At 58.4% G+C, this 24,035-nt stretch carries 22 protein-coding genes and 2 pseudogenes; 18 read left to right on the top strand and 6 right to left on the bottom strand.

What is annotated here, in order from left to right:
• Positions 1 to 37: 37 nt before the first annotated feature.
• The 4 genes from AC1DE4_RS08865 (at position 38) to AC1DE4_RS08850 (ending at position 4,050) form a co-directional block, all read left to right on the top strand.
• A complete protein-coding gene (locus AC1DE4_RS08865; protein WP_477881045.1) occupies positions 38 to 1,318 on the top strand; it encodes an ABC transporter substrate-binding protein in 1,281 nt (426 codons plus the stop codon).
• Between the two features lie 63 nt (positions 1,319 to 1,381).
• A complete protein-coding gene (locus tag AC1DE4_RS08860; protein ID WP_018856326.1) occupies positions 1,382 to 2,245 on the top strand; it encodes a carbohydrate ABC transporter permease in 864 nt (287 codons plus the stop codon).
• Complete coding sequence (locus AC1DE4_RS08855; RefSeq protein ID WP_477881042.1) at positions 2,242 to 3,066, top strand: carbohydrate ABC transporter permease; 825 nt, start codon at positions 2,242 to 2,244, stop codon at positions 3,064 to 3,066. Before AC1DE4_RS08860 ends, AC1DE4_RS08855 begins: the two co-directional genes overlap by 4 nt.
• Before the next feature lie 3 nt (positions 3,067 to 3,069).
• Positions 3,070 to 4,050, top strand: coding sequence for an ABC transporter ATP-binding protein (locus tag AC1DE4_RS08850; RefSeq protein WP_477881040.1), 981 nt, complete (start codon positions 3,070 to 3,072; stop codon positions 4,048 to 4,050).
• Between the two features lie 205 nt (positions 4,051 to 4,255).
• Here the strand turns inward: AC1DE4_RS08850 and AC1DE4_RS08845 are convergent, their stop codons facing one another.
• Together AC1DE4_RS08845 and AC1DE4_RS08840 are read right to left on the bottom strand one after the other, a co-directional pair.
• Positions 4,256 to 5,443 (bottom strand): galactarate dehydratase, encoded by a 1,188-nt coding sequence (locus tag AC1DE4_RS08845; protein WP_477881038.1) that lies wholly within the window; start codon positions 5,441 to 5,443, stop codon positions 4,256 to 4,258.
• A 12-nt stretch (positions 5,444 to 5,455) separates the two neighbouring features.
• Positions 5,456 to 6,670, bottom strand: a complete 1,215-nt coding sequence (locus tag AC1DE4_RS08840) for a mandelate racemase/muconate lactonizing enzyme family protein (RefSeq protein WP_018856330.1) — start codon at positions 6,668 to 6,670, stop codon at positions 5,456 to 5,458.
• Positions 6,671 to 7,139: 469 nt separating this feature from the next.
• Between AC1DE4_RS08840 and AC1DE4_RS08835 the strand changes: the two genes are divergently transcribed.
• The 8 genes from AC1DE4_RS08835 (at position 7,140) to AC1DE4_RS08800 (ending at position 14,933) form a co-directional block, all read left to right on the top strand.
• Complete coding sequence (locus tag AC1DE4_RS08835; RefSeq protein WP_477881036.1) at positions 7,140 to 7,853, top strand: ribonuclease activity regulator RraA; 714 nt, start codon at positions 7,140 to 7,142, stop codon at positions 7,851 to 7,853.
• A complete protein-coding gene (locus AC1DE4_RS08830) occupies positions 7,850 to 8,569 on the top strand; it encodes a FadR/GntR family transcriptional regulator (protein ID WP_192304645.1) in 720 nt (239 codons plus the stop codon). The genes AC1DE4_RS08835 and AC1DE4_RS08830 overlap by 4 nt, the downstream gene beginning before the upstream one ends.
• 118 nt (positions 8,570 to 8,687) lie before the next feature.
• Positions 8,688 to 9,638 carry a dihydrodipicolinate synthase family protein gene (locus AC1DE4_RS08825; RefSeq protein WP_169680714.1) on the top strand — a complete coding sequence of 317 codons (951 nt, stop codon included), beginning with the start codon at positions 8,688 to 8,690 and terminating at the stop codon, positions 9,636 to 9,638.
• 60 nt (positions 9,639 to 9,698) lie between these two features.
• Entirely contained in the window at positions 9,699 to 11,285 is a 1,587-nt protein-coding gene (locus tag AC1DE4_RS08820) for an ABC transporter substrate-binding protein (RefSeq protein ID WP_477881033.1), read from the top strand.
• Between the two features lie 6 nt (positions 11,286 to 11,291).
• Positions 11,292 to 12,389 (top strand): ABC transporter permease, encoded by a 1,098-nt coding sequence (locus AC1DE4_RS08815; RefSeq protein ID WP_477881031.1) that lies wholly within the window; start codon positions 11,292 to 11,294, stop codon positions 12,387 to 12,389.
• A gap of 5 nt (positions 12,390 to 12,394) precedes the next feature.
• Entirely contained in the window at positions 12,395 to 13,330 is a 936-nt protein-coding gene (locus tag AC1DE4_RS08810; RefSeq protein ID WP_169680717.1) for an ABC transporter permease, read from the top strand.
• Positions 13,327 to 14,184, top strand: coding sequence for an ABC transporter ATP-binding protein (locus AC1DE4_RS08805; RefSeq protein ID WP_477881028.1), 858 nt, complete (start codon positions 13,327 to 13,329; stop codon positions 14,182 to 14,184). Before AC1DE4_RS08810 ends, AC1DE4_RS08805 begins: the two co-directional genes overlap by 4 nt.
• The gene (locus AC1DE4_RS08800; protein ID WP_477881026.1) at positions 14,181 to 14,933 is read left to right on the top strand and encodes an ABC transporter ATP-binding protein; all 753 of its coding nucleotides are present in this window, start codon (positions 14,181 to 14,183) and stop codon (positions 14,931 to 14,933) included. Before AC1DE4_RS08805 ends, AC1DE4_RS08800 begins: the two co-directional genes overlap by 4 nt.
• A 113-nt stretch (positions 14,934 to 15,046) precedes the next feature.
• On the opposite strand, the pseudogene AC1DE4_RS08795 reads toward AC1DE4_RS08800, so the two are convergent.
• Positions 15,047 to 15,211: pseudogene (locus tag AC1DE4_RS08795) on the bottom strand (GntR family transcriptional regulator); the annotation flags it as partial.
• On the opposite strand from AC1DE4_RS08795, the pseudogene AC1DE4_RS08790 reads away from it, so the two are divergent.
• Positions 15,211 to 15,312 (top strand): annotated as a pseudogene (locus AC1DE4_RS08790) (short-chain dehydrogenase); the annotation flags it as partial. The pseudogenes AC1DE4_RS08795 and AC1DE4_RS08790 sit on opposite strands and share 1 nt — an antisense overlap.
• A 475-nt stretch (positions 15,313 to 15,787) precedes the next feature.
• Complete coding sequence (locus AC1DE4_RS08785; RefSeq protein WP_113470372.1) at positions 15,788 to 16,852, top strand: AraC family transcriptional regulator; 1,065 nt, start codon at positions 15,788 to 15,790, stop codon at positions 16,850 to 16,852.
• 159 nt (positions 16,853 to 17,011) lie between these two features.
• Here AC1DE4_RS08785 and AC1DE4_RS08780 read toward each other — a convergent pair whose 3' ends face one another.
• Positions 17,012 to 17,263: a hypothetical protein gene (locus AC1DE4_RS08780; protein WP_477881024.1), complete on the bottom strand. Its 252-nt coding sequence runs from the start codon at positions 17,261 to 17,263 to the stop codon at positions 17,012 to 17,014.
• A 722-nt stretch (positions 17,264 to 17,985) separates the two neighbouring features.
• Here AC1DE4_RS08780 and AC1DE4_RS08775 point away from each other — a divergent pair.
• Both AC1DE4_RS08775 and AC1DE4_RS08770 read left to right on the top strand, forming a co-directional pair.
• A complete protein-coding gene (locus AC1DE4_RS08775) occupies positions 17,986 to 18,306 on the top strand; it encodes an ATPase inhibitor subunit zeta (RefSeq protein WP_246779212.1) in 321 nt (106 codons plus the stop codon).
• Positions 18,307 to 18,574: 268 nt separating this feature from the next.
• Complete coding sequence (locus tag AC1DE4_RS08770; RefSeq protein ID WP_477881021.1) at positions 18,575 to 18,934, top strand: VOC family protein; 360 nt, start codon at positions 18,575 to 18,577, stop codon at positions 18,932 to 18,934.
• Positions 18,935 to 18,991: 57 nt separating this feature from the next.
• Here the strand turns inward: AC1DE4_RS08770 and eutB are convergent, their stop codons facing one another.
• Together eutB and adhP are read right to left on the bottom strand one after the other, a co-directional pair.
• Positions 18,992 to 21,346, bottom strand: a complete 2,355-nt coding sequence (gene eutB, locus AC1DE4_RS08765; RefSeq protein ID WP_477881092.1) for an ethanolamine ammonia-lyase subunit EutB — start codon at positions 21,344 to 21,346, stop codon at positions 18,992 to 18,994.
• A gap of 208 nt (positions 21,347 to 21,554) precedes the next feature.
• Positions 21,555 to 22,580, bottom strand: coding sequence for an alcohol dehydrogenase AdhP (gene adhP, locus AC1DE4_RS08760; RefSeq protein ID WP_477881019.1), 1,026 nt, complete (start codon positions 22,578 to 22,580; stop codon positions 21,555 to 21,557).
• 320 nt (positions 22,581 to 22,900) lie between these two features.
• Here adhP and AC1DE4_RS08755 point away from each other — a divergent pair, with 320 nt between their 5' ends.
• Both AC1DE4_RS08755 and AC1DE4_RS08750 read left to right on the top strand, forming a co-directional pair.
• Positions 22,901 to 23,110, top strand: coding sequence for a cold-shock protein (locus tag AC1DE4_RS08755; protein WP_477881017.1), 210 nt, complete (start codon positions 22,901 to 22,903; stop codon positions 23,108 to 23,110).
• A gap of 457 nt (positions 23,111 to 23,567) precedes the next feature.
• A complete protein-coding gene (locus AC1DE4_RS08750) occupies positions 23,568 to 24,032 on the top strand; it encodes a BA14K family protein (protein ID WP_192240463.1) in 465 nt (154 codons plus the stop codon).
• Positions 24,033 to 24,035: the final 3 nt, after the last annotated feature.

Raw genomic sequence — 24,035 nt, 5'->3', positions numbered from 1 at the left:
CAATCAGCTTACGCATTCCGGTCTTCAAGAGGAGGAAATGACTATGCGAATGACGAAGTGCAGCATCCTTGCAGCCAGCATAATGGCTCTTGCCGCTGGAGTGGCACATGCCGATGTGATCCTCAGTGTGCTGATCGATACCAATCCGGAATCCATTGCCTCGTTCGATGCGGTTTCAAAGGCCTATACGGAAAAGCATCCTGACGTCAGCTTCGACGTCGAGCAGCGCGCGGGCGGCTCCGAAGGCGACAACATCATCAAGACCCGGCTCGCGACCGGCGAGATGGCGGATATCTTCCAGTATAATAGCGGTTCGCTTTTCCAGGCTTTGAAGCCGCAGGAAACGATAGCCGACCTTGCCGACCTTCCCTCGGAAGCTGGTATTCTTGACACGTTCAAGAAGGTTGTTAGCGGCCCGGACGGCCATGTCCGCGGCATTCCCTTCGGTCCGGCCATGGGTGGCGGCATATTCTATAACAAGAAGATCTACGCCGATCTCGGCCTCACCCCGCCGAAGACCTGGGCGGAGTTCATGAGCAACAATGAGAAGATCAAGGCGGCCGGAAAGGTCGCGGTCGCCCAGACCTACGGCACGACCTGGACGTCGCAGCTCTTCGTGCTTGCCGATTTCTATAATGTTCAGGCCGAGGTCCCGAACTTCGCCGACGACTACACTGCCAACAAGGTCAAATATGCCAACACGCCTGCGGCATTGCATGGCTTCGAACACCTGGAGGAAGTGGCCAAGGGAGGGTACCTCAATGCCGACTTCGGTGCTGCGACATTTGACGACGGCATGCGCATGGTCGCGACGGGTGAGGCCGCGCACTATCCGAACCTCACTTTCGGTATCGGCAATGTCCAGCAGAATTTTCCGGACAATCTGAAAGATCTCGGCTTCTTCGCTCAACCGGGCATGGATGCCGGAAAGAATGGCCTGACGGTCTGGATGCCTTCAGCGCTCTATGTTTCTGCCAAATCTGAAAATGTCGAGGAAGCCAAGAAATTCCTTGACTTCGTCGGCTCCAAGGAAGCCTGCGACCTGATGGCAAAGGCCGTCCCGTCGGGTCCGTATCTCGTAAAGGGGTGCGAGCTCCCGAAAGATATTCCGCCGGCTGTTTCCGACATGCTCCCTTATTTTGACACTGAGGGCCGCAACGGCCCGGCACTCGAATTCCTCTCGCCCGTCAAGGGACCTGCACTAGAGCAGATTACGGTTGAAGTCGGAACCGGCATCCGCTCCGCCAAGGACGCGGCTGCGCTCTACGACCAGGATGTCGAGAAGCAGGCCAAGCAGCTTGGCCTGCCGAACTGGTAACCTCCCAGCCGATGCCCCATCCAGGTCAACCGATCTGGATGGGGGACGCTTCAAGGTATCCGTATGACAACACGAAAGTCCGCCTATCCTTATTGGTTTGTGCTGCCAGCGGCAGTGGTCTTCACTGTTCTGTTTCTGGCCCCGACGATCGCGTCCTTCTGGTTCAGCCTCACGCGCTGGGACCTGTTCACGACACAGTTCATCGGGCTGGAAAATTACCGGCAGTTCTTTCGCGAGCCCTTTCTGATACAGGGTCTCGTCAACACGATCATTTATGCCGTCCTGACCTCGGGCACGAAAACCGTTCTCGGTCTGCTGCTCGCCGTATTGCTGACCTCCGGGCTTTGGGGACAAGGCCTGCTGCGTACCGTGATTTTCTTTCCGGTTCTCGTCTCGACGATTGGCGTCGGCATCACCTTCTCGGTGCTCATGCATCCGACACGCGGGCTGATCAATGTGGCACTTGCTGCGATCGGCATCCATGGTCCGGGCTGGCTGACCGACCCCGCGCTTGCGCTTTACTCCATCATCTTCGTCGACCTCTGGAAAGGGATCGGGCTTGCGACAGTCATCTATATCGCAGGTCTCGCATCAATCAGCCCGGACTATTATGAGGCCGCCCGCATTGATGGGGCGACTGGCCGCCAGATGTTCTTTCGTGTCACCGTGCCGCTGGTCAGACCCGCCACCGTCACCGTCGTGACGCTCTCCCTCATCGGCGGGCTAAGAAGCTTCGATCTTGTCTGGGCGATGACGCGCGGCGGTCCGGGCTTTTCGTCGGATGTGCTGGCAAGTGTCATCTACAAGCAATATCAGGCGGGTTTCTACGGTCTCTCGACTGCCGGTAACGTGATCCTCTTCCTCCTCATCGGGCTGATCGTCCTGCCGCTGACGGCCTGGTTCAATCGCAAGGAGGTGGATCTATGAACCGCCGCCAGATCTATACCGGGATTGCGGCCTTGGCTGCTTGCGGCGTGATCTTCGTGCTGCCATTCATGTTTATCTTCATCACGGCCGCCAAGACGAAACAGGATGCGGCAACGCTGAAATTCAGCTGGCCGGCCGACTGGCAGCTCTGGCAGAACTTCATGGAGGTCGTCCAGACGCGCAACTACATGCTGCTGCTTGCCTATTTCAATTCGACCGTCATCACGGTGGCCGCCGTCACATTGCTGGTGCTCTTCGGCGCCATGGTCGGCTATGTGCTGCAGCGCCGCCCGTCACGCTGGAACGCGGTCATCTACGGCTGCGTGCTAGCCGGCCTGATGATCCCCCCGGCCGTTGTCCCGACCATCTGGGTGTTGCAGATGCTCGGTCTCTTCAAGACACTATCTGGCATGGTTCTGATCCAGCTTGCCTATGGCCTTGGCTTCACGGTTTTGCTGTTTCGCAGTTTCATCGCAACCATTCCTCGGGATCTCGACGAGGCTGCAATCATTGACGGTGCAAAACCGTTACAGATCTTCTTTCGCGTCATCCTGCCGCTGCTGAAGCCGGTCACCGTTACGGTCATCGTCGTCCAGTCAATCGCCATCTTCAACGATTTCACCAACCCGCTCTATTATCTGCCGGGCCGCGAAAACGTCACGGTGCAGCTGACGCTCTATAACTTTCAGGGACAGTTCCAGACGCAGTTCAATCTGCTGTTCATGAACATCCTTCTCGTGACCATTCCGCCCCTGATCGTCTTCATTTTCTTCAACCGGCAGATCGTTGCAGGCATGACCGCCGGTGCAGTCAAGGGATAAGTCATGACAAGCGTTGTTCTCGAAAAAGTCCGCAAGAGCTTTGGCAGCCTGGAGGTGATGAAGGGTGTCGATCTCACCGTTGATGCCGGCGAATTCTGCGTCTTTGTCGGTCCGTCCGGTTGCGGGAAGTCGACGTTGCTGCGCATCATTTCCGGACTGGAGACCCAGACATCGGGCAAGGTCTTCATCGACAGCAAGGATGTCACAGATGCCGAACCCTCCAAGCGCGGCATTGCTATGGTGTTTCAATCCTACGCGCTTTATCCGCATCTGAYGGTCGCAGAAAACATCGGCTTCGGCCTCTCGCTTGCCAGGCGGCCTAAGGCGGAAATCGCCGAACGGGTGAAGCAGACTGCCGATATCTTGCAGCTCTCGCATCTGCTCGACCGCAAGCCAAAGGCGCTCTCCGGCGGCCAGCGCCAACGCGTCGCGATCGGCCGTGCCATCGTCCGCAACCCGAAAGTCTTCCTGTTCGACGAACCCCTGTCAAACCTCGACGCGTCGCTCCGCTCGCAGATGCGCATCGAACTGACCGAACTTCATGCCAAGCTCGGCGCCACTATGATCTACGTCACGCACGATCAGGTGGAGGCGATGACAATGGCCGACAAGATCGTCGTTTTGAACGGCGGGGCCATCGAGCAGGTCGGGACACCGATGGCGCTCTACAACAATCCGGCCACTCCGTTTGTCGCGGGCTTTATCGGCTCGCCGAAGATGAACCTGTTTGAAGCGGAGATTGCCGCGCGGGAAGGCTGCCGGATCTATGGTATCCGGCCCGAACATATCGCGCTCTCATCCACGGAAGGAAAATGGCAAGGCAAAGTGCGTCATATCGAGCGGCTCGGCGCGGATACGGTCATCCACCTTGATGTACCGGAATTGCAGGTGCTCGTCGTACGCACGGACGGCGACCGGCAAATTTCGGTCGGCGAGAGCCTCTTCGCGTCCCCTGTCAACGGAAAGGAGCATCGGTTCTCCTGACACGTGGGATGCGTTGCTCTTCTTTCCTTTCCTTTCAAGTCGGGCATTGCTTCGCGGATAACAGCATCATTCAGTCGCTGCATCCGACGAGGGCCAACTCAACCAATCCACTATCGATTGGCTGACCGCTTTCATCGGCGGCGTCAAATGCCGCCGATGCCATTGGCAGTCTGCCCTTCAAGGCTGGACGGCGCTCGATGAGCACTTACGCAAAAGCGTAAGAGCCGTCCGGCCGTTTGGGAACGCGGCGTTGCCAGTGCACATAGCCTTCATGGACCATGGCTTCTTCGTCCATCTCAACGCCCCAGCCTGGCCTGTCCGGCCTCAGCTCGAGATAGCCGTCCTTGGGCAAATAGGGATCGATGACGTAACGCGTTTCGCCCTGTCGGCTCTCAATATCAAGGCCACCGTAGACATACGCCTGCCCCTTAGGCAGCCGATACTCCAGAATACGAAAATTCTGTGCGGCGGCGGAGAAGTGAACATTCACGGCCGTGGCGAGTGGTCCCATGGGATTGTGGGGCGCCACGCCGACGAAATATGCTTCGGCAAGTGTTGCGATGCGCCGCATCTCGCTGATGCCGCCGACCACGCATATGTCTGGCTGGATCAGGTCGGCGCCCTTGACCTGCAGAAGGCGCAGGAACTCGTTTCGATTGTACAGCGATTCACCTGTTGCGAGCACGCAGTTCAGCCCCTGCTTGAGATCGCCCCAGGCCTCGATGTTTTCGGGGCGAAGGGGCTCCTCGTAAAACAGCGGATCGTAGGGAGCAAGCGCATTGCCGAGCTGGCGTGCGGCGACAGGCTCGAAGATCTTTGCATGTGCGTCAAATGCGATCTCGTACTCGTCCCGCACTGTCTCCCGCAGAGAGCGGAAATAATCCGCCGACGCCTTGACCACGTTGCCCCAGCGATGTGCGTGCATGTCGATGCGCCACGGGCTGAGCTTGAATGCGGTAAAGCCCCATTCTTCATTCAGCCGATCGAACTCATCGCGCGCAGCTGGTGCATCGGGTGCTGTATAGACGCCGGCATAGACCTTGACACGATCGCGAACTTCACCGCCAAGCAGCTTGTAGACGGGAAGGTTGGCAGCCTTTGCGGCGAGGTCCCAAAGGCAGTGATCAAGCGCCGAGATCGCAGCCAACCCAAGGGCGCCCGGTGGGAACCGGCTTTGCTGGATCAACAGATTGACCAGATAGTCGACACGCGTTGGATCCTGACCGGACAGAAAACCATAGAGGTAGTCGAGGAGGGGAGGGAGCGCCTTGTCGGGACCGTGGTTGTAGCATTCGCCCCAGCCCGTCAGACCGTCGTCGGTGTCGAGTGCGACGATGACGCGGGGACGGTCCTTGTCGCGGGTCATGAACACCCGCATGCGGTCGATCTTCATTTCTCTTTCCTTCTAGCGATTGAAATAGCGGTGACGCGACAGGCGCGTCTGGACGTAAAGATGCTCGTTATAAGTTCCGGGATTGTAGGAGCCGGCACTCTCGGGCACCGGCACGGAGACGTTGCCGCCGCTAGGAAAGCGCGCCACGAACGCTTCATCGATATCACAACCAAGACCCGGCGCGTCCGGGACGGCAATCGATCCGCCGACCTGTTGTGGATGGGGCAAAATCGTCAGCTTTCGACCGTCCCAATCGTCATCGATGCGTTCGAGGATGAGCGCGTTCGGAATGGCCGCCAGCACGTGCAACGCGGCGTATTCGGCGACAGGACCGAGCGAGCCTGAATGCGGCGCCATCTGGATGTGATGGGCCTCGGCCATGGCCGCGATCTTCTTCATCTGCGTAATGCCACCGGCCCGGCCGGTATCGGGCTGGATGATGTCGACCAGTTCGTTTTCGATCAGTTCGCGCTCTCCAAAAATCGTCGCCGAACGTTCGCCGGCTGCCAAGGGAACGTGGGCGGCATCGCGAATGCGTCGGTAGCCATCGATGTTTTCCGGTGCGATCGGATCCTCGACCCAGAAGAGTTCGTAAGGCTCAAGCGCCCTGACCAGTCGGCAGGCATCGGCCGGTGTTAGCCAGGGCGGGCCATGAAGATCGATTGCAATGTCGATCTCGTTGCCGACTGCTTCGCGCAATGCGGCAACCTTGCGCACCGGGTCGGCAACCCCGCCGCATTTGATCGCCTTTATCCCGCGTTCCTTGACGGCAAGTGCCCGCTCGGGCGTGTTTGCATGGGAGTAGATCGGAATCCGGTCACGAACCTTGCCGCCAAGCAGCATCCAGACTGGCACACCGAGCGACTTTCCCTTGATGTCCCACAGTGCCATGTCTATGCCGGTCATGGCGCCGGCGCCAACCGTTCCCAACATGCCGTGACCCATCATGGCGACATGCATCTTCTGCCATAGCCGCTCGATATGGGCCGGGTCCTCGCCGATGAGGAGCGGCGCAAGATCGTGAATCGCGGTCTCGATGACACGCGGCCATCCGGAGCATTCGCCGATACCTGTTATGCCTTCGTCCGTGTCGATTTTCAAAAACAGCCAGTTTCTTGTGCCTGGCAGCCTGGAGGCGCCATCGCCTGACCGTTCATCGGAAGCCCATTTGGAGGGATCGGGCTGGCCGGCATGCATGAGAAAGGTTCTGATCCCGGTAATCTTCATTGTAAGAAACTCCAGTGCCTCAGATGTCTGTTAGATGCAGCGAAGATGCCGCAAGCGATCCCGCTTCCGCGGATCGAGGCGCGCTATGAGGGGGTTGATTGTCCGACGCCAAACAGCGGCGCTGCAGGCCTTGTCTCCTTCGTGACCTCGACAAGCATGCAGCGCTTTCCCGTCTGATCCCTCGGCATGTCCGTCAAGGTGGCAAACTCCGGCATGCTCTCCAGGGATCGCGCGCCCGACGGTGTCGCGCAGACTGATTCCGCATCACTTCCTCCCACATTGCCCAAAAGGCGGACGGCAGGACGAGCTCCGGCCCCGCCTCAAAGCGCTCTCCCTGGCGCCGGTGCTGACGATAGGCATGGTTTCAAATAATTACAAGAGTTGACAGATAATTACAGATTTTGTAGCGATGGTGGTGAGGAAACGCCCGCTGTCATCTCTAAACGACCGCCCAGGAAGGCATGAGGATATGAATCTGTCAGATGCTGTGCGAACCAAATTGGGAGCGGTCTCGACCGCAACGCTGACGACGGTGTTGATGAAGCGCGGCTTGAGGAATGTCTTCATCCGCGGCATTCACAAGATCAATCCGCAAGCGCCTCGCCTGGTCGGGCCTGCCTTCACGCTGCGCTACATTCCTGCGCGGGAAGACATCGATCATCTCGGCGTCTTTGGCGATTTGAATCACCCGCAGCGCCGCGCCATCGAAGAATGCCCGCAAGGCGCCGTGCTTGTTATCGATAGCCGCAAGGATCATTCGGCCGCTTCTGCCGGTGGAATCCTGATTACGCGTCTCTTCAAGCGCGGTGCGGCAGGCGTTGTTACCGATGGGGGTTTTCGCGACACGCCAGACATTGCCTCCCTGCCGTTTGCAGCCTATCACGCAGCACCCTCGGCGCCGACGAACCTGGTGCGCCACCATGCCCTCGATATCAATCAACCGATTGGCTGCGGTGATGTGCCCGTCTATCCGGGCGATCTCATGGTTGGCGACAATGAAGGCGTGGTCGTCATCCCGGCTGCGATGGCAGAAGAGGTCGCCAACGAGGCTTTCGAGCAAACCGTTTTCGAGGATTTTGTCGAGGAACGGGTGCGCGCCGGGCAGGGGATATTTGGTCTCTATCCGCCCAACGAGGGCACCGCTGCGGAATTTGCGGTCTGGAGGAAAGACAAGGGACGATGACGAAACTTTCCGCCGCCATGGAGCCTAGCAAGGGTGCAACCCGCTTCAGCGACATCATCTACGAGAAGATCGTCGGGATGATCGCAGACGGAAACTTTCCGGTGAACGAACGGTTGCCGCCGGAATCGAAGCTTGCCGCCATGTTCGGTGCTTCGAGGCCGGTCGTGCGCGAAGCACTTGAACGATTGAGGACCGATGGCCTAGTCGTCTCACGCAAGGGTTCCGGCTCCTATGTCCGACAGCGGCCGGACTCATCGATGCTGAAGATGGTGCCGGTCGGATCGCTCGCCGACGTTCAGCGCTTCTTCGAATTTCGCGCAGGTCTTGAAGCGGAGGCAGCCGAGCTTGCCGCCCGCAACTGGCAGCCGGAGGACAAGGAGCGGATCATGGCCGCACTGCAGGCAATCGAGGAATGCTTGCGCGATGGCGAGCTTGGAGCCGATGAGGATGAGGCGCTGCATGACGCGATCGCCATTGCCACCGGAAACCAGTTCCACATCACGGTCCGCGAGTGGTTCAGGCCACATTTTGCTGTCGGTCATTCCGTAACGCGAAGTCTTAGTCTCAAGCGCACGCCTGCGCAGATACGCAGCGTCCAGGATGAGCACGCGGTGATCGTGGCGGCGATCCTTGCGCGGAACGAAGCCGAGGCCCACGACGCGATGAAGCGCCACATCCTGAACGCACGCGCTCGAATGTTCCAGGGAGTCGATTGATGAGCCGACTGACCGGAGTGGCTGTTTCGAGGCCGGTACCGCCATTGCTCTTGATGTTGATGGCGAGCGCCTGGCGCCTATCCGCTTCGCGAATTGATCGACAGGTAGGGGAGAGAAGATGAGCATCGCAACCATGCGCCAGGCCCTGACGGGCGTGTCCGGCGTTCCCGTAACGGCCTATGACAAAAACGGTGAGGTCGAACCCCGTTCGACTGCAATCATTTATCGCCGGGTGGCGATGGCTGGCATCCACAACATCGTCGCGGCTGGAAACACCGGCGAGTTCTATGCCTTGACCGTGGAGGAGATCCGCAGCGTACACGAGGCTGCGGTCACAGGTGTCGATGGCAAGGCGCCGGTGACGGCCGCGATCGGCAGATCACTGCGCGAGGCAGTCCGAATGGCAAGGGACGCAGCTGCGATCGGCGCATCTGCCGTCATGGCGCATCAGCCCGTCGATCCCTTTGCGGCACCATCGGCGCAGATCGACTATTTCTGCAAGTTGGCGGATGCTTCGCCCCTGCCAATGATCGCCTATGTGCGAGCCGACGGTTTTAATGTCGAAGACATGGTTCGCCTTGCCCGCCATGAAAACATCGCCGGCATCAAGTTCGCGACACCGGATCTAATGCTGCTTTCGCGGGCGATTTCAGCCTCCGATCCCGCAGGCGCCCTCTTTGTCTGCGGCCTCGCTGAAAGCTGGGCTCTGTCGTTTACCGCCGCCGGCGCACGGGGCTTTACCTCCGGACTCGTCAACGTTGCGCCAAAGCTCTCGCTTGCAGTGCACGAAGCGCTTGCCAGCGGTGATTACGACGGTGCTCGCGCCATCCTCAACAAGCTCGAGCCGTTCGAACGCATGCGCACGAAATACCGCAACGGTGCGAATGTGACGGTCGTCAAGGAGGCGGTAACCCATTCCGGCCTGAACGTCGGTCCGGTTCGCGTGCCGGGATTGCCGATGCTCGACGAGAGCGATCGTGAAGAACTGTTTCGCCTGCTTCGCGCGTGGGAGGCTGCCGGCGACATCCAGCGGCATGAAGCGCCGGTCGACGCGAGGGCGGCGGGCTGAGTTCGACATTCATCTATTAAGCCAGGGCGATTTGACGCCCCAAGATTGGGAGGTCTTGAAATGCTGAGGAACCTGTTGGCAACGGCCGCAATGGCCAGCGCATTGATTGTCGCGCAACCTTCACTTGCGGCATCCCCGCCGAACATGCTGGTGATCGGTACCAATTTGACCGGCATCAGAACGCTTGATCCGGCGCAGAACAATGCGCGGACAGTCTCCGAACTGATCTCCAACCTCTACGATAATCTCGTGCAGTTGTCGCCGGACGATCTGAAAACGTTGAAGCCGATGCTCGCGACGAAATGGAGCGTGTCGGACGACGCCAAGGTCATCAGCCTGACGTTGCGCGACGACGCTGTCTTCCAAAGTGGCAATCCTGTCACGGCAGAAGATGCTGCCTGGTCGATCCAACGCGTCATCAAGATGGGTCAGGTCGGTTCGACCGATATCGCGCTATGGGGCTTTACGCCTGACAACGTCGAGAAGCTTGTACGAGCCAAGGACGAACGCACGCTCGAGATTGAACTTCCACGACCCGTCAATACGGATCTGGTACTCTATTCCCTTGCCGGATCGTCGATCGGCATCGTCGACAAGAAGACGGCACTGTCGCACGAGGCGAACGGCGACCTTGGGGGCGCTTGGCTGTCGGCCAACTCGGCGGGAAGCGGGCCGTTTGCGCTTGCTCAATGGCGTCCAAACGATGTTGCGATCTTCAACGCGCAGAAGGCCTATTGGGGTGGTGCCCCGGCCATGGCGCGAGTTGTTGCACGTCATATTCCCGAATCCGGCAATCTCAGACTGCAGCTTGAAGCAGGTGACGTCGATGTCGGGCAATATCTGGCAAGCGGCGATCTCGATGCCTTGTCCAACAACAAGGAGATGGTGATCGACAACGTTCCGGGCCTCGGCTTCTACTACATTGCCCTCAATCAGAAAGATCCGGATCTTCAAAAGCCCAAGGTTCGCGAGGCCTTCCAACATGCGTTCGACTGGAAGGCGATTTCCGGCAATATCATGCGCTACACGGGCTTCCCGTGGCAGTCGATGATCCCGCGCGGGATGATTGGCGCTCCCGATGAAGCGGCGTCCCGCTATGACTACGATCCCGCCAAAGCCAAGCAACTGCTTGCAGAGGCAGGGTATCCCAATGGATTGAAGAAGGTCCTCAATCCGTCCGGAGCGGCAACCTTGCCGTTTGCCGAGGCGCTGCAGGCGAGTGCGCGCGTCGCCGGACTTGACCTTGATCTCGTGCCTGGCGAATTCACGCCAGCGTTCAGGGAGCGGAAATACGAAGTCCTGCTCGGAAACTCGGGAGCCCGTCTTCCCGACCCCTTCGCTGTTGCCACCCAGTACGCCTACAATCCCGACAACAGCGATGAGGCACGTCTAGGGAGTTACTATCTATGGCGGGCCGGAATGAAGGTGGACGAACTTAACACGCTCGTCGATCAGTCGATGAAGGAACGCGACACCGGCAAACGCACGGAAATCTTCAAGAAGATGGATAGCGTTTATTCCGGAATGGATGCCCCGCTCGTCATCTTCTTCCAGCGGACGGACCCTTATGTCATGCGTGCCGCAGTCAAGGGTTACCACGGCCACACGACCTGGTCGACGCGCTGGCACGACGTAACCAAGGAGTAAGGGGTCGTGGCGAATGCCGATCTAGTATCCAAGCGAAAGTCCGACAGCACTTTTAGCGAAGAAGAAGTGGCCTATGTCGCGCCGCATCCACTCGCAATCATTCTAAGACGATTGGCAGGGCGCGTGGTGGCGATCGTGACCACGCTGCTCGGCCTGCTCTTTCTTACCTTTTCGATGGGGCGGTTGCTTCCCGCCGACCCGGTGCTTGCCATCACCGGGCCGGAGGTCAGCAAGGAGGTCTATGATCGTGTCTACAACGAGCTGGGACTAGGGCAGCCGATCCTCGTGCAATTCCTGAGCTATGTCGGAAGGGTCGCGACAGGCGACCTTGGAACATCGGCAACGACCGGACAGCCGATCCTCACCGACCTATTGGCGATCTTTCCTGCGACAATCGAGCTTGCAGTCATCGCCATGATCGTCGGAGCGCTCGTCGGTGTACCACTCGGCATCACCGCTGCCGTCAGGCGCGGCACCGTCATTGATCACGTTGCACGGATCGTTGCGCTGGCCGGTCATTCCATTCCGATCTTCTGGACCGGCCTGATGGCGCTTTTCGTCTTTTATGCAAAGCTTCAGCTTGTCGGCGCATCGGGACGCGTCGACGTATTCTATGAGGGGCTCGTCACACCTATAACCGGCTTTCTTTTGATCGACTCTGCGGTCGAGGGGCAGTGGGACGTGTTCCAGAGTGCGCTTGGTCACATCATCCTTCCGGGCGCCATCCTTGGCTACTATTCCGTGGCCTATATCAGCCGCATGTCGCGCAGCTTCATGCTCGAGCAGCTCAGTCAGGAATACATCGTCACGGCCAGGGCAAAGGGGCTCGGGCGCCGCAAGGTCGTCTGGCGCCACGCCTTCAGGAACATTCGCGTGCAGCTGTTGACGATCATGGCGTTGACTTTCGGGGGCCTTCTGGAAGGCGCAGTGCTCATAGAGACCGTTTTCGGATGGCCGGGACTTGGCCAGTATCTGACGCGTGGGCTTCAGATGAATGACATGAACGTCGTGATGGGAGCAGTGCTGACAATCGGCGCCGTCTTCCTGACGATCAACATCCTTTCGGATGTGCTTTACCGCATCCTTGATCCGCGAACACGGTGACGCCGATGACGATGTCCACAGAACAAGCCGACCGCATCGACGGCAGCCGCTTTCGCAAATGGCTGCGCGCGCCCGAACCCCAGGGCTGGTTTCAATCGAGCGCGCAGCAATTCCATCAGGGCTGGCTGAAGTTTCGCCTTCACCCGCTCGGCCTGGCAGGGTTGGCAATCATTGTCCTTTTGATCCTTGTTGCGCTCGCCGCGCCACTCCTGACGGCTTACGATCCGATCGTCCAGGACATGGCCGGACGCCTTTCGCCACCATCCGCGGAGCACTGGCTCGGGACCGACAATTTCGGCCGGGATGTCTTCGCCCGTATTGTCTACGGCGCCCGCACGACGCTCTATATCATTATTCTCGTCTCCGTCATCGTCGCTCCAATGGGACTTTTAATCGGTACCTGCTCGGGCTATTTCGGCGGAATTGTCGATGAAGTGCTGATGCGCATCACCGACATCTTCCTGTCATTTCCGGGGTTGGTGCTGGCGCTCGGGTTTGCGGCAGCACTTGGTCCGGGCATTACCAATGCCATCATCGCGATCTCGCTCACGGCCTGGCCACCGATTGCACGCCTTGCGCGCGCAGAAACGCTCAGCCTGCGAAAGGCCGACTTCATCGCCGCCGTGCGGCTCCAGGGAGCAACGCCTGCAACGATCATCACCCGTCACATCCTGCCGATGTGCATACCCTCCGTCATTGTGCGCGTGACACTGAATATGGCGGGCATCATCATTACGGCAGCCGGCCTCGGCTTTCTTGGCCTTGGCGCGCAGCCCCCCTGGCCCGAGTGGGGGGCGATGGCAGCGACCGGCCGCGAATTCATGCTCGACAGCCCATGGGTCATTGCAGCACCCGGCATTGCAATCGCCCTCGTCAGCCTTGCGTTCAACCTCGTCGGCGACGCGCTTCGCGACGTTCTTGATCCGAGGGGTTCGCAATGAGTGCGCCACTTATCGATATTCGCAATCTCGAGATCGCCTTCGGGCACGGAACAGTGAGGGCCGTGCGCGGCGTCACCTTTTCACTCGCACAGGAAAAACTCGGCATCGTTGGTGAGTCCGGATCGGGAAAGTCCACGGTTGGTCGCGCGATAATGAAACTGTTGCCACCGACCGCAATCGTCAGCGCTCAGCAGATGACCTTTCAAGGCGTGGATCTGCTCAAGGCCGACGAGCGCGCGATGATGACGATCAGAGGACGGCGGATCGGGTTGATCTTGCAGGACCCGAAATATTCGTTGAACCCGGTCATGCGGGTGGGCGAGCAGATCGCCGAAACCTATCGCTTTCACTATCCCAAAGCCACGGCGAAACAGGCCTTCGAGCAGATGCTCGCGATGCTGGATGCGGTCAAGATCCGAGATGTTGAAAAGGTGGCTCGCCTCTATCCGCACGAAATATCGGGCGGCATGGGCCAGCGCGTGATGATCGCCATGATGCTGATTGCCGAGCCCGAGGTTTTAATCGCAGACGAGCCAACCTCGGCGCTTGATGTCACGGTGCGGCTTGAAATCCTGGCATTGCTGGATGAGCTCGTTGCGCGCCGTAACCTCGGTCTGATTTTCATCAGCCACGATTTGAACCTCGTTCGAAATTTCTGCGACCGTGTCCTTATCATGTATGCCGGCAGGGTCGTCGAGGTCCTCAAGGCCCGCGAACTGGAATCCGCAAAACATCCTTATACGCAGGGTCTGCTTGCATCTCTGCCCTCGATCGACAATCCGCCCACCCGCTTGCCGATCCTGAAGCGTGACCCGGCCTGGTTAAATGACAACGTGCTGGAGTTGCCGCAGTGATTGAAATCAGCAACCTCACAGTCCGCTTCGGCGCCAGCCTAAGGCCGGTCGTCAAAAATCTCAGCCTTGCTGTTGGAAAGGGCGCCGCGTTTGGGCTCGTTGGCGAATCTGGCTGTGGAAAATCAACCGTTCTACGCGCCATGTCCGGCCTCAATCCGCAATACGAGGGACGGATCAGACTGGACGGCGAAACGCTGGACCGCCGGCGCGACCGGCCATTTTTCCGGCGCGTCCAGATGGTGTTTCAGGATCCTTACGGATCACTCCATCCCCGCATGACGATCCGCTCGCAGATCAAGGAGCCGCTCCGTAATCAGGGGCTTGCTACCAATTCGATTGATGTCGATGCAGTTCTCCGCTCGGTTGGGCTCGACCCGTCACTCAGCTACAGATTCCCACATCAGCTCTCTGGTGGGCAACGCCAGCGTGTTGCGATTGCCCGCGCCTTGGTTCTTGACCCGGCCGTTCTGCTTCTCGACGAGCCGACCTCGGCGCTTGATGTCTCGGTCCAGGCGGAAATTCTCAATCTTCTGGACGATCTGCGGAGAGATCGCGGCCTGACCTATCTGCTCGTCAGCCATGACCTGGCCGTCGTCTCCCACATGTGCAGCAGGGTCGCAATCATGGAAGCTGGCGAAATTGTTGAACAAGTCGAGATCGAGCGCTTGCGGCAAGGTGCGGTCGAGCATCCGTATTCGCAGCGTCTGCTGCGGGCAAGCAGGCTCTATGGCAAACAGGTCACGCCATGACGTAGGGGCGGTGCTGACAAGCTCCTGGGCTTGCGGGCTGCGAACACATGATGCCGGCGGATGCGTCATATTATGACCCGGTCCCATAGCCGCCATGCTTGAGATCGTCGTGATCACTCAGCAGCTTTGAGTGGCCCCAGTGCCACGTCGGTCGTGTGGTTCTCGCGCATGAAGTTGATGAAATTCTGCTGGAACTGACGGGTGTGCGCATGCGCAAGCTCATCGGCAAGTTCGACGTTGCGCTCACGGATCGCCTCTAGCATCTGCCCGTGCTCATCCTCATGAGGTCGCGGCGCGGGTTGCCTTCCTGGCTTCGGAAGAAGCAGCTTTCATGTGCGGGTCGCTCGTTGAAATTACTAGTGCGCAGGCGGTCGCGTAATCGCACTTTGCCGTTTGTTTGCGGACGAAAATGGATGCTGTCGGGCGCTTCGCGGTCGATTGGGGGTGCTTCGGAGCCGCCGCCACTCGGTCTGCGCGTTCCTCCCAGAACGCCCCACCGTGGACGCTGCGATGACGACACGAGCGGCGGCGACATCCCGGCGGCGACCATACCCCCCACCTGGTCCGCCGGGAAAACTGATGGACTGCCAGATGCATCTATCAATCCAACCCACGAGCAGCGCACGAAACCGGTACCCCTCGACTGTGAGGCGGCGTTTCAATCGTGCGATCGACATTTACCCGTTGTCGGCGGTTATATTGCGTTGAGAAGCGTTCGGCTTGTGATCTGGTGACATTAATTTGCGGGCAGCTGCCACATTTCTCAGGTGCGAGAAAACGGAAATGCCACCGGTTGAAGTTTGCGAACAAGAACAAACAATGGTAGCATTACAGCTTCGGGGGGGACACCGCTCATGGCCGGGCAACGCGAACCTGACATTCAAAACCTGATCAATGGACCAACTTCATGGGGACTGGCCACGCGCCTGGCAGTTCAGCATCTGGAACGTGCTGGGATTGAGGTTGCGCCTTTGCTGTCGCGGTCTGGCCTTTCAAGCGCAGCGATCGCAGAGCGCCGGCGAATTCATGTCACCGCGCAAATGCATTTCCTGCAGTTGGTCGCGCATGTTTCGAAGAATGCTTGGATGGGTCTTGCCTTGGCCAAGGAATGCGACTTGCGTGAAATGGGGATGCTTTACTACGTGATGGCCTCGTCACACGATCTGAATGACGCTTTCACGCGCCTTGGAAGATATGTCCGCCTTGGAAACGAGGCACTCGTCGTGCGGCTTAAGGAGAAGCCCGCATGTTCTGTCGAAGTCTCCTACACGGGGGTGCAGAGGCATCGCGACCAGCACAACATGGAGTTGCTGTTATTTGCCCTTGTGCGCCTCTGCCGCAAACTCGTCGGACGGGATCTTTCGCCGCACAAGGTGAGATTTGTTCATCATAGAACTGGCGACCTGACCTATATCCGGCGAGTATTTGGATGTGAGGTTGAATTCGGAGCAGAAACGGATGAAATCATTTTCAACGCCGGAACGTTGGAGCTCCCGGTCGTTGGAGACGACCCATTTCTCAACGAACTGATACTGAAGATGTGCGACGAGGCGATGACAACCCGCATGGCCAATACCAGCCGGTTCCGAACGATCGTGGAAAACAATATTGCGCCTCTGTTGCCGCATGCCGAGGCGTCCATAGGAACCGTTGCAAAACGACTTGGTTTGAGCGAGAGGACATTTGCTCGTAAATTGGCGGCCGAGGGCCTAAGCTTCAGTGAGGTCCTGGATCAAATGCGCCGTGAGCTTGCGATGCGTTACCTCGAAGACGATCTTCAGGCGTCCCAGATTGCCTGGTTGTTGGGGTTTCACCATCCGAGCTCCTTCAGTCACGCTTGCCGCCGTTGGACAGGCAAGAGCCCGCTTGAATTTCGGCGCGCTCCTGTCCAAATCCCGACAGTCGAAGCAACAGCATGATGCTCTTCTTTTTATACGCAAACTCGGACCGCACGTCTCGTTCCCGTCAGGCTCATTCATCCCGGTGACATACGTGCGACATGCCAGTCGGCCCTTGTGACGTGCCGTTCGTCGCATGGCGCCGACGTCGCCATCTGATCTGCTTGCGCAATGGCCCAGCTATTCCGTTGCTTTCGCGCAGATGGCGGACAGCGTGGAGGGCGGTTGCGTCGAGCTTTGGGTCAGCCTGCCGGGCTCCTGTCGCATTGCTTCGGCGCGGCGCATGAAGTCTTCGGCCGTGCCGACCGAGGGGAAGTCGGCGGCGAAGCTGCGGGCCACGAGCAGAGCCTGCTCGCGACCGCTGTTGTTCCACGACACCCACACGAAGCGCGACAGGTGCTCGAATTCTTCCCGCAGCGTTCTCACTGACATCAGTTCCTCCTCCAGAGGCGTTTTTGCGGGCGGGCGCGATGGCGAGACTTCCCGGTCTCCTCGGGGCATCACATTGGCCGCATCCTCGACCGTCAGCCGTTCTGCACGGGGGCACTTTTGCAATTTGCACTTTGATTGAACGGAAGCACCCATCCGGCCGCAGTACGACCGGCAATGCAACCAGATCCCAGCCCTCCGGTCGCATTGCCGTGTGCATTGACACTCAATTACTTCGTCTCCGCGCAAAACCAGTACCGTTTTCGACCGGTCGAAATCTTGCTGCCCGAAGACAATTGTTTGCGTTAGGCTGCCACGGGTTCACAGTGTGCGGATTACGCACTCCTGTTCAGGCAGAAACGCTGATGGATCAGGCTTAGATAGTCATCCGCACCGCCGACCCAGGGAGGGCTGTTGTGGCTTCGGGCCATCGGTATAACGATACGCGGCGATGGTGATCGCGAGTGTAATCAAAACCTCTGGCATCGGATCAGGTTGGTCATGCAAAAGGGCCCCGCCTGAGCACAAGCGGGGCGAGGAGAGCGTTTGGACATCAAAGAAACGGCAACGAAAAAAGCCGCCATTCCAGCCTTCAGCTGGCGCTGCGTCCAGATAAAGTTCGCCGAGCACGCAGCGTATTATTCAAGGGCCAGTTCCATTCATCGTCTTTGTCGGGATCGCAGACAAGGATATGATGCAGGCAGACACGCAACGGAGGGTTTTCGATGGCTAGCCTTCGGATAGATGTGATGAGAATGGTGAGGCGCAACAAGCTGGTTGGCATGTGGGCGGCGGAAAAACTGGCGCTTGCCGAAGAAAATGCCAAAGCATACTCGGATGAGCTTGCCCGAGGGGCGGTTGACGTCAACCGCAACGATATCCTTGCCATCATCCGAAGAGACTTTGACGCGGCTGGTGTGGATCAATCGGATGAGGATATTCTGGCAGTTATGAACGTCTGCTGGCTTGAGGCTGGTAATCAAACAGAGACGTCGGATGCCAGTGACGGTGCGCTTGTGCAGATTGCGCGCAACCTGGTGAAGTAAAGTCTGGTTACACTCTGCGTGCCAGAGAGGCGGTGGAGAGGCGAAGCTCTGGTGGTCTAAGGCGCCGCGTGGGATGGTATCCTGTGACCGTCCTTTGTTTCGCGCACGTCCTGATTTGGTTCACCGGGGGAAATTGGCGAACCGATCCATAAAATGGCAGTCGGCGCGCTTATGTCCATTGCCGCCCATTGGAGCTGGCTTCGAGCTTTTCCCAAAAGGGCCTCCGGGTGCTATTCGGATATCGGTCGCAACAAGCTGGAGCCTATCTATGTCCGAGAAGCGAAGGGTCGTCGCCGTTATACCTTGCAACAATCTCGCTGCGAGCGAAGAGTTTTACGGCCTGCTGGGCTTCCGTCGCGATCCGGATTCTGAGGACTACGGCGATTACGTGATATTGACGGACGACGGAGGCGCCGAAATCCACCTGACGAAGGCGGCCGAGGACTGGCTCGTTCCCGGCAAGAGCCCGTTCGGCATCTACTTCTACGCCGACGATGTCGAAGAACTGGCGGCCCGGCTAAAAGGCAGGCTTCTTTATCCACCAGTCAAGCAGCCATGGGGCATGTTCGAATTCGCAGTGTCCGATCCGGACGAACACCTGGTGCGCGTGGGCCGGAGGATCGATTGATCGGGTCTGGACCTGCGGCCCTGATAACGGGGAGAGGAGCACCCGTACACCGCCTTTCTATTCCCCGTAGCGACGGCTGCCGTTTACATTCCGTCCGACGATTTCCCTGATGATGGTCAGTGTTTCTCTGGCGGCTTCGTTGGGCGGCAGGGCCGTGTCCGCGACGTTGCTGACAAGCCTGGTGATGTCGTGATCGATATCCTTTTCGGACCATCGTTTGCCCTTGGCGACAGTAATGTACACCGAATAGGCGTGGTGCATCGTCCCTGGCCGTTCGCCGATGATGTGAAGAATCCCTCGGAAGCTGTTGGGATTTGCCCTTGCGAAAAGTACCTCGCCGATCCTGTATCCGGCTCTCACCCTTCCGCTGGTAACAACAATGTTCTTGTTGCTCATTGCGACGCCAGCTGTGGCCAGCAGCCGGCGCATCTCCTCGAGATAGGGCGCAAGATGTCCATCATCCATGATGGCCTTTGCATTTAGTCCGTCGGAAATGACGATCTGACCTTGAGGGATATCCTCTCCCCAGGCATCTCTCAGTCTTTCGACGTCCCGCAATCCTTCCGCGTTCAACATCTCGCCGCTCATGGGATGGGCTATGTAGTCATTGCGATCCCTGGACTGTGTGTGCACTGAAACGGCATCGGGAATGCCGGCGATAAACTCGGGCGTGAATTCGGTCCAGAGGGACTGCTTCGCATCCTCGTACAAGCCATTGACCTTGGTCGAAAGCGTCTGATTGAGATCCCATCTGTTCCTTCCATGCCCTGTGGCAATGTCGACCCCTCGCTTCTCAATCTCCCGCATCTTCTGCCGGCCTTCCGCATAGACCTGCTCACGCGATCTTTTGTCGCCCTTGGCCAGGCGATATTGGAAGTACACCCAAAGGGGATTTCCATAATTCGCCGTGTAGCGGTTGTCCTTGCCCACCACGCCGAGCCGCTTGTAGAAGTCCCAAATCGCATCGTTGACCCTAAAGCCGAACTTTTCGCGCAAGCGCACGTGATCCTGAAACGATGTGGTGAGGTAGCTCAACATCGGGTCGTTCTTCGTTGGCAGCGCGATCAGATAAGCGGGATTGGCCGGCATGATCTGATCCTGGCACCAATCCAGGTCATCCAGGCTCACTGTCATGTGCAATGTCGTACAAATGTCCAGACCGATGGTAAGGCCATGGAGCTTGCCCATGACCAAGTCTTCGAGACAGCATCTCACGAGTTGGTCGCGGCTCTTGAAAACCTCTGGCCCGATAAAACCGGCGACATCATTGACGTGAAGCCAGGCGCCCTTGGGCTGCACCTTGGCAAGCTCCAATCCTACAGCCCTGCTGAAGCCGTATTTTCGTGACTCAAGAACCATCATGTCGACGCCGTTCGCCGCCCCATTGGTGAATTCCGAGCCCTGTCCGGTTTCAAAGTAGAGGCCATATCGCTGCCCCTTCTTCGCCCGCGCATATTTCAGGATCTTGTCAATCGTGATGTCGAAGATCTTGTTACAATCGTCAGTTCCAGCAAGGCTCTGGAACATCGTGGAGACGGTTTTGGGGAAGCTGTCGCCTACTTCGGCCTGGACATCGATGTGCGAGAGGACGCACCACGGGATCACATCCTGCAGCTTGAAGGTGTCGACAACGTCCTTGAGCGCACGTTCGACAGTGGCGACGCTGTTGACCGTACTGTCAACTGGATTGGTGCCGATGACGATGTCGCCCGTGGCATACGAAAATGCGTCGAAGACCTGCCAGATTATGTCGTCGGGATGGTCCGTCGGTGAATTGGGCTGGATGCGTGCGCCCATGTATCCCTTCGCGCCAAGCTTGGTGCCAGGCATTGCGTTAAAGATCTTTCGGCTGACGGAGATGAGCTCTTCATTGCTCATCAATTTCGGCACGCAGCCGATGGTGTCGCTGGTCAGGCCATTCATGACACCCCTAATCTCGTCCTCTGGCTTTGCGAGGAGAAATTCCCTCAATTCGCCCATGGTCCAGTCCTTGACCTTTTCGTACTGGGCCTGGTCGGTGGTCTGCCAGATGAGTTGTTGCAGATCATCCTGAAACAATGGTCTCGCGTAGAGGTCCGCGAGCTTGGTATTCGTCAACAGAATGCGTGCATTTCGTCGCGTCGCATCGTTGTCGGCGCCAACGCCGATTGCTTGATCTCCTTCCTTGAACTCATTGGCAGCACCGATAACCTGCTGGTATAAGGTCAGTTCAAAACCGCCCTTCATTCTTGAGATATAGGTAAAAATATCCTCGCCTTGTTTCACGTCCTTGATGGAGAATGCATCCGGCTGGGACGCGGACTTGGCGCCATTGCTGTAACTGGCGATCGTCGCGGCGGCGGTTCCCGCCACCAGCAGAAGATCTCTTCTGGATAGTCCGTCACGCGCATCAGACAACAAGCCCTTGTTCATGGCGATACCTTTCCGTGGGTCAAAGGTCATTGGCTCTGCTATGCCTCGAACCGGCTGTCGGAGTGAAAACCTCCCGCAGCGGCACGGTTCTGAGCTACCTAAGGTCGTTTCGCAACTGACGGATCCCGCCTGCAAGATTGCCGATCGCAATGCCGCCTTGCGAACCCTGTTGTCCAAAATCGGAACCGCCGGTTGGCTGGTACAAGCGTTACAATCTCATGACGATGCGGCCGTCGATCTTTCCCGCTTCCATACGGTGGAAAATGTCATTGATGCTCTCGAGACCCTCCCAGGAGAAATGAGGTGTGACTTTTCCTTCGGCCGCGAATTGGAGCGATTCCTCCAGATCCTGGCGCGTACCGACGATCGATCCCCGAACTGTTATGCGTTTCAGGACTGTTTCGAACACAGGCAGCGATATCATCCCCGGTGGCAGGCCGACGAGTGCCATCGTCCCACGCGATCGCAGGAAGCCAAAGGCCTGCTCCATGGCGGCGGGGGAGACCGCCGTAACGAGAGCCCCATGTACACCGCCATCGGTCGCCTTCCGAACCTGCTCGACGGCGTCGCCAGCCGTGCAGTTGATCGTGACATCCGCCCCGAGCTGTTTTGCCAAAGCCAGTTTCTCTTCGAAGATGTCGGCGGCGACGACATGCATGCCCATCGCCTTGGCATACTGGACGGCCATGTGACCCAAGCCTCCCACGCCCGAAATGGCAACCCATTCGCCTGGGCGCACCTCTGTCTCTTTCAATCCCTTGTAGACAGTGACGCCCGCGCAAAGAACCGGGGCAGCGGGGCCGAACTCCAAATGGTCAGGCAGTGTGCCGACGAACTCAGGATCAGCGAGCCCATATTCGGCGAAGGTGCCATTAACGGAGTATCCGGTGTTCGACTGCGAGGCGCAGAGTGTTTCCCAACCGGTTCGGCACTGCGGGCAGTAGCCGCACGCGCTGTGAAGCCAGGGCACGCCAACACGGTCACCCTCCTTCACTCTCGTGACACCGGCGCCGATTGCCGCGACATAGCCAACGCCCTCGTGCCCTGGTATGAACGGTGGGCTCGGCTTCACCGGCCAATCCCCATTGGCTGCATGGAGGTCGGTATGGCACACGCCAGTCGCCTCGTATTTGACGAGTATCTGCCCCGGATGCGGAGATGGCACCGGCACATCTTCGATCACCAGGGGGGTGCGGAACTGTCGAACGACAGCGGCCTTCATCATCTGACCCATGAGTTGCCTCCCAACTGGAAACGAGACGCCGGTCAATCTGAAGCTGCGTCGTGGGCCAACGATGCGCGGGGATTGCCGAGAGACCGCGCCTGGTCCACAACGCAAAACACAGTAAGTCACGTCCCGATATCGTCGCAAACGTAAACCTCTTCCGATCGGTCGACAACAATGAAGCGGCGAGAGGGCCTTCGGCAGTCATAGGTCGGGCGACATATCCTGGCAGAGAGCAGCCTCTGGACCAGCAGATGAGGCCCAAATTTCCGCTTGCGTAGGCTGCACGTCGGTTCCATGTTGATCGTATTCTTAGTCGGGAGGTTGTAATGGCAACGGGCACGGTGAAATTCTTCAACGAAGACAAGGGGTTCGGTTTTATCAGTCCCGAGGGGGGCGGCAACGATGTGTTTCTGCACATCTCGGCTCTTCAGGCGTCTGGGATCCAGACCATCCGCGAGGGGCAGAAAGTCTCATTCGACACGGAACCGGATAAAAGAGGAAAAGGCCCCCAGGCTGTCAATATTGAACTGCGGTGACGGATCGTCTGTCATTGGCCCGCCTACCGTATGGTGACAAGGATATATCGTTGTCGATGCCGATGCCGGCATTCTGCAAATCGACGGGTTTGTTACTCTGGGCTGTCCCGGCTGGAAGGTGAAGACGTAGCTGACCTGATGACGGTCACGACGTGGTATCTTTGAGAGGTGCGGCTCAAACAGGGCGCAACCGGACACCCAGCATCCTGCACAGGACGAAATCTCCCATGCCAGAGGGGGAGAAGCTAAGCTCTTTTTAGGCAACGCCTGCGCTTCTCTCGCGATCGCGGGCCGCTTTGGATTACAGGGCTCTGGCCATGCTGGCATTGAGCGATCATAGTCGCAGTGAGGTAAAAGGCAGCCCTTCTGGACCGTTCACCGCCCACTGGAAATCAAGTGCGACATCGTCCTTTCCGCGGTATAATGGTTGACTGCAAAGTTGACGGAAGGGAAGCCGATGAAAAGGCTAGCATTCGTTGCCGTGTCGCTTGCGACGGCGTTGACGAGCGTCCCGCCGGCAATGGCATTCCCCACCATCGTCGCCCCGAAGATCGATTCCCCGCAGGCGCAGCCGGTGGACTATCATGGCGGCCACGGCGGTTACTACCACGGCGGATACTATCATCATCATGGCGACGGCGGGTGGGGCTGGGCGCTCGGCGGTCTCGCGGCAGGCGCAATAATCGGCGGATTGCTAGCGCAGCCGAACTATTATGCACCTGACTACTACGACCCGGGTTACTACGGCCCGTCTTACTACGGCCCGTCTTATTATGCGCCTCGATACTATCGCAGAGCGTATTACGGTGGCAATGCGCATACGCGCTGGTGTTATGCGCGTTATCGATCCTACAGGAGTTATGACAACACGTTCCAGCCCTATTATGGCCCACGACAGGCGTGTGTCTCGCCCTACTACTGATGG

This window comes from Rhizobium sp. 10N414 (assembly GCF_056394785.1).
The sequence above is the reverse complement of the archived record's forward strand: the minus strand, read 5'-3'. Positions and strand labels throughout refer to the sequence as shown.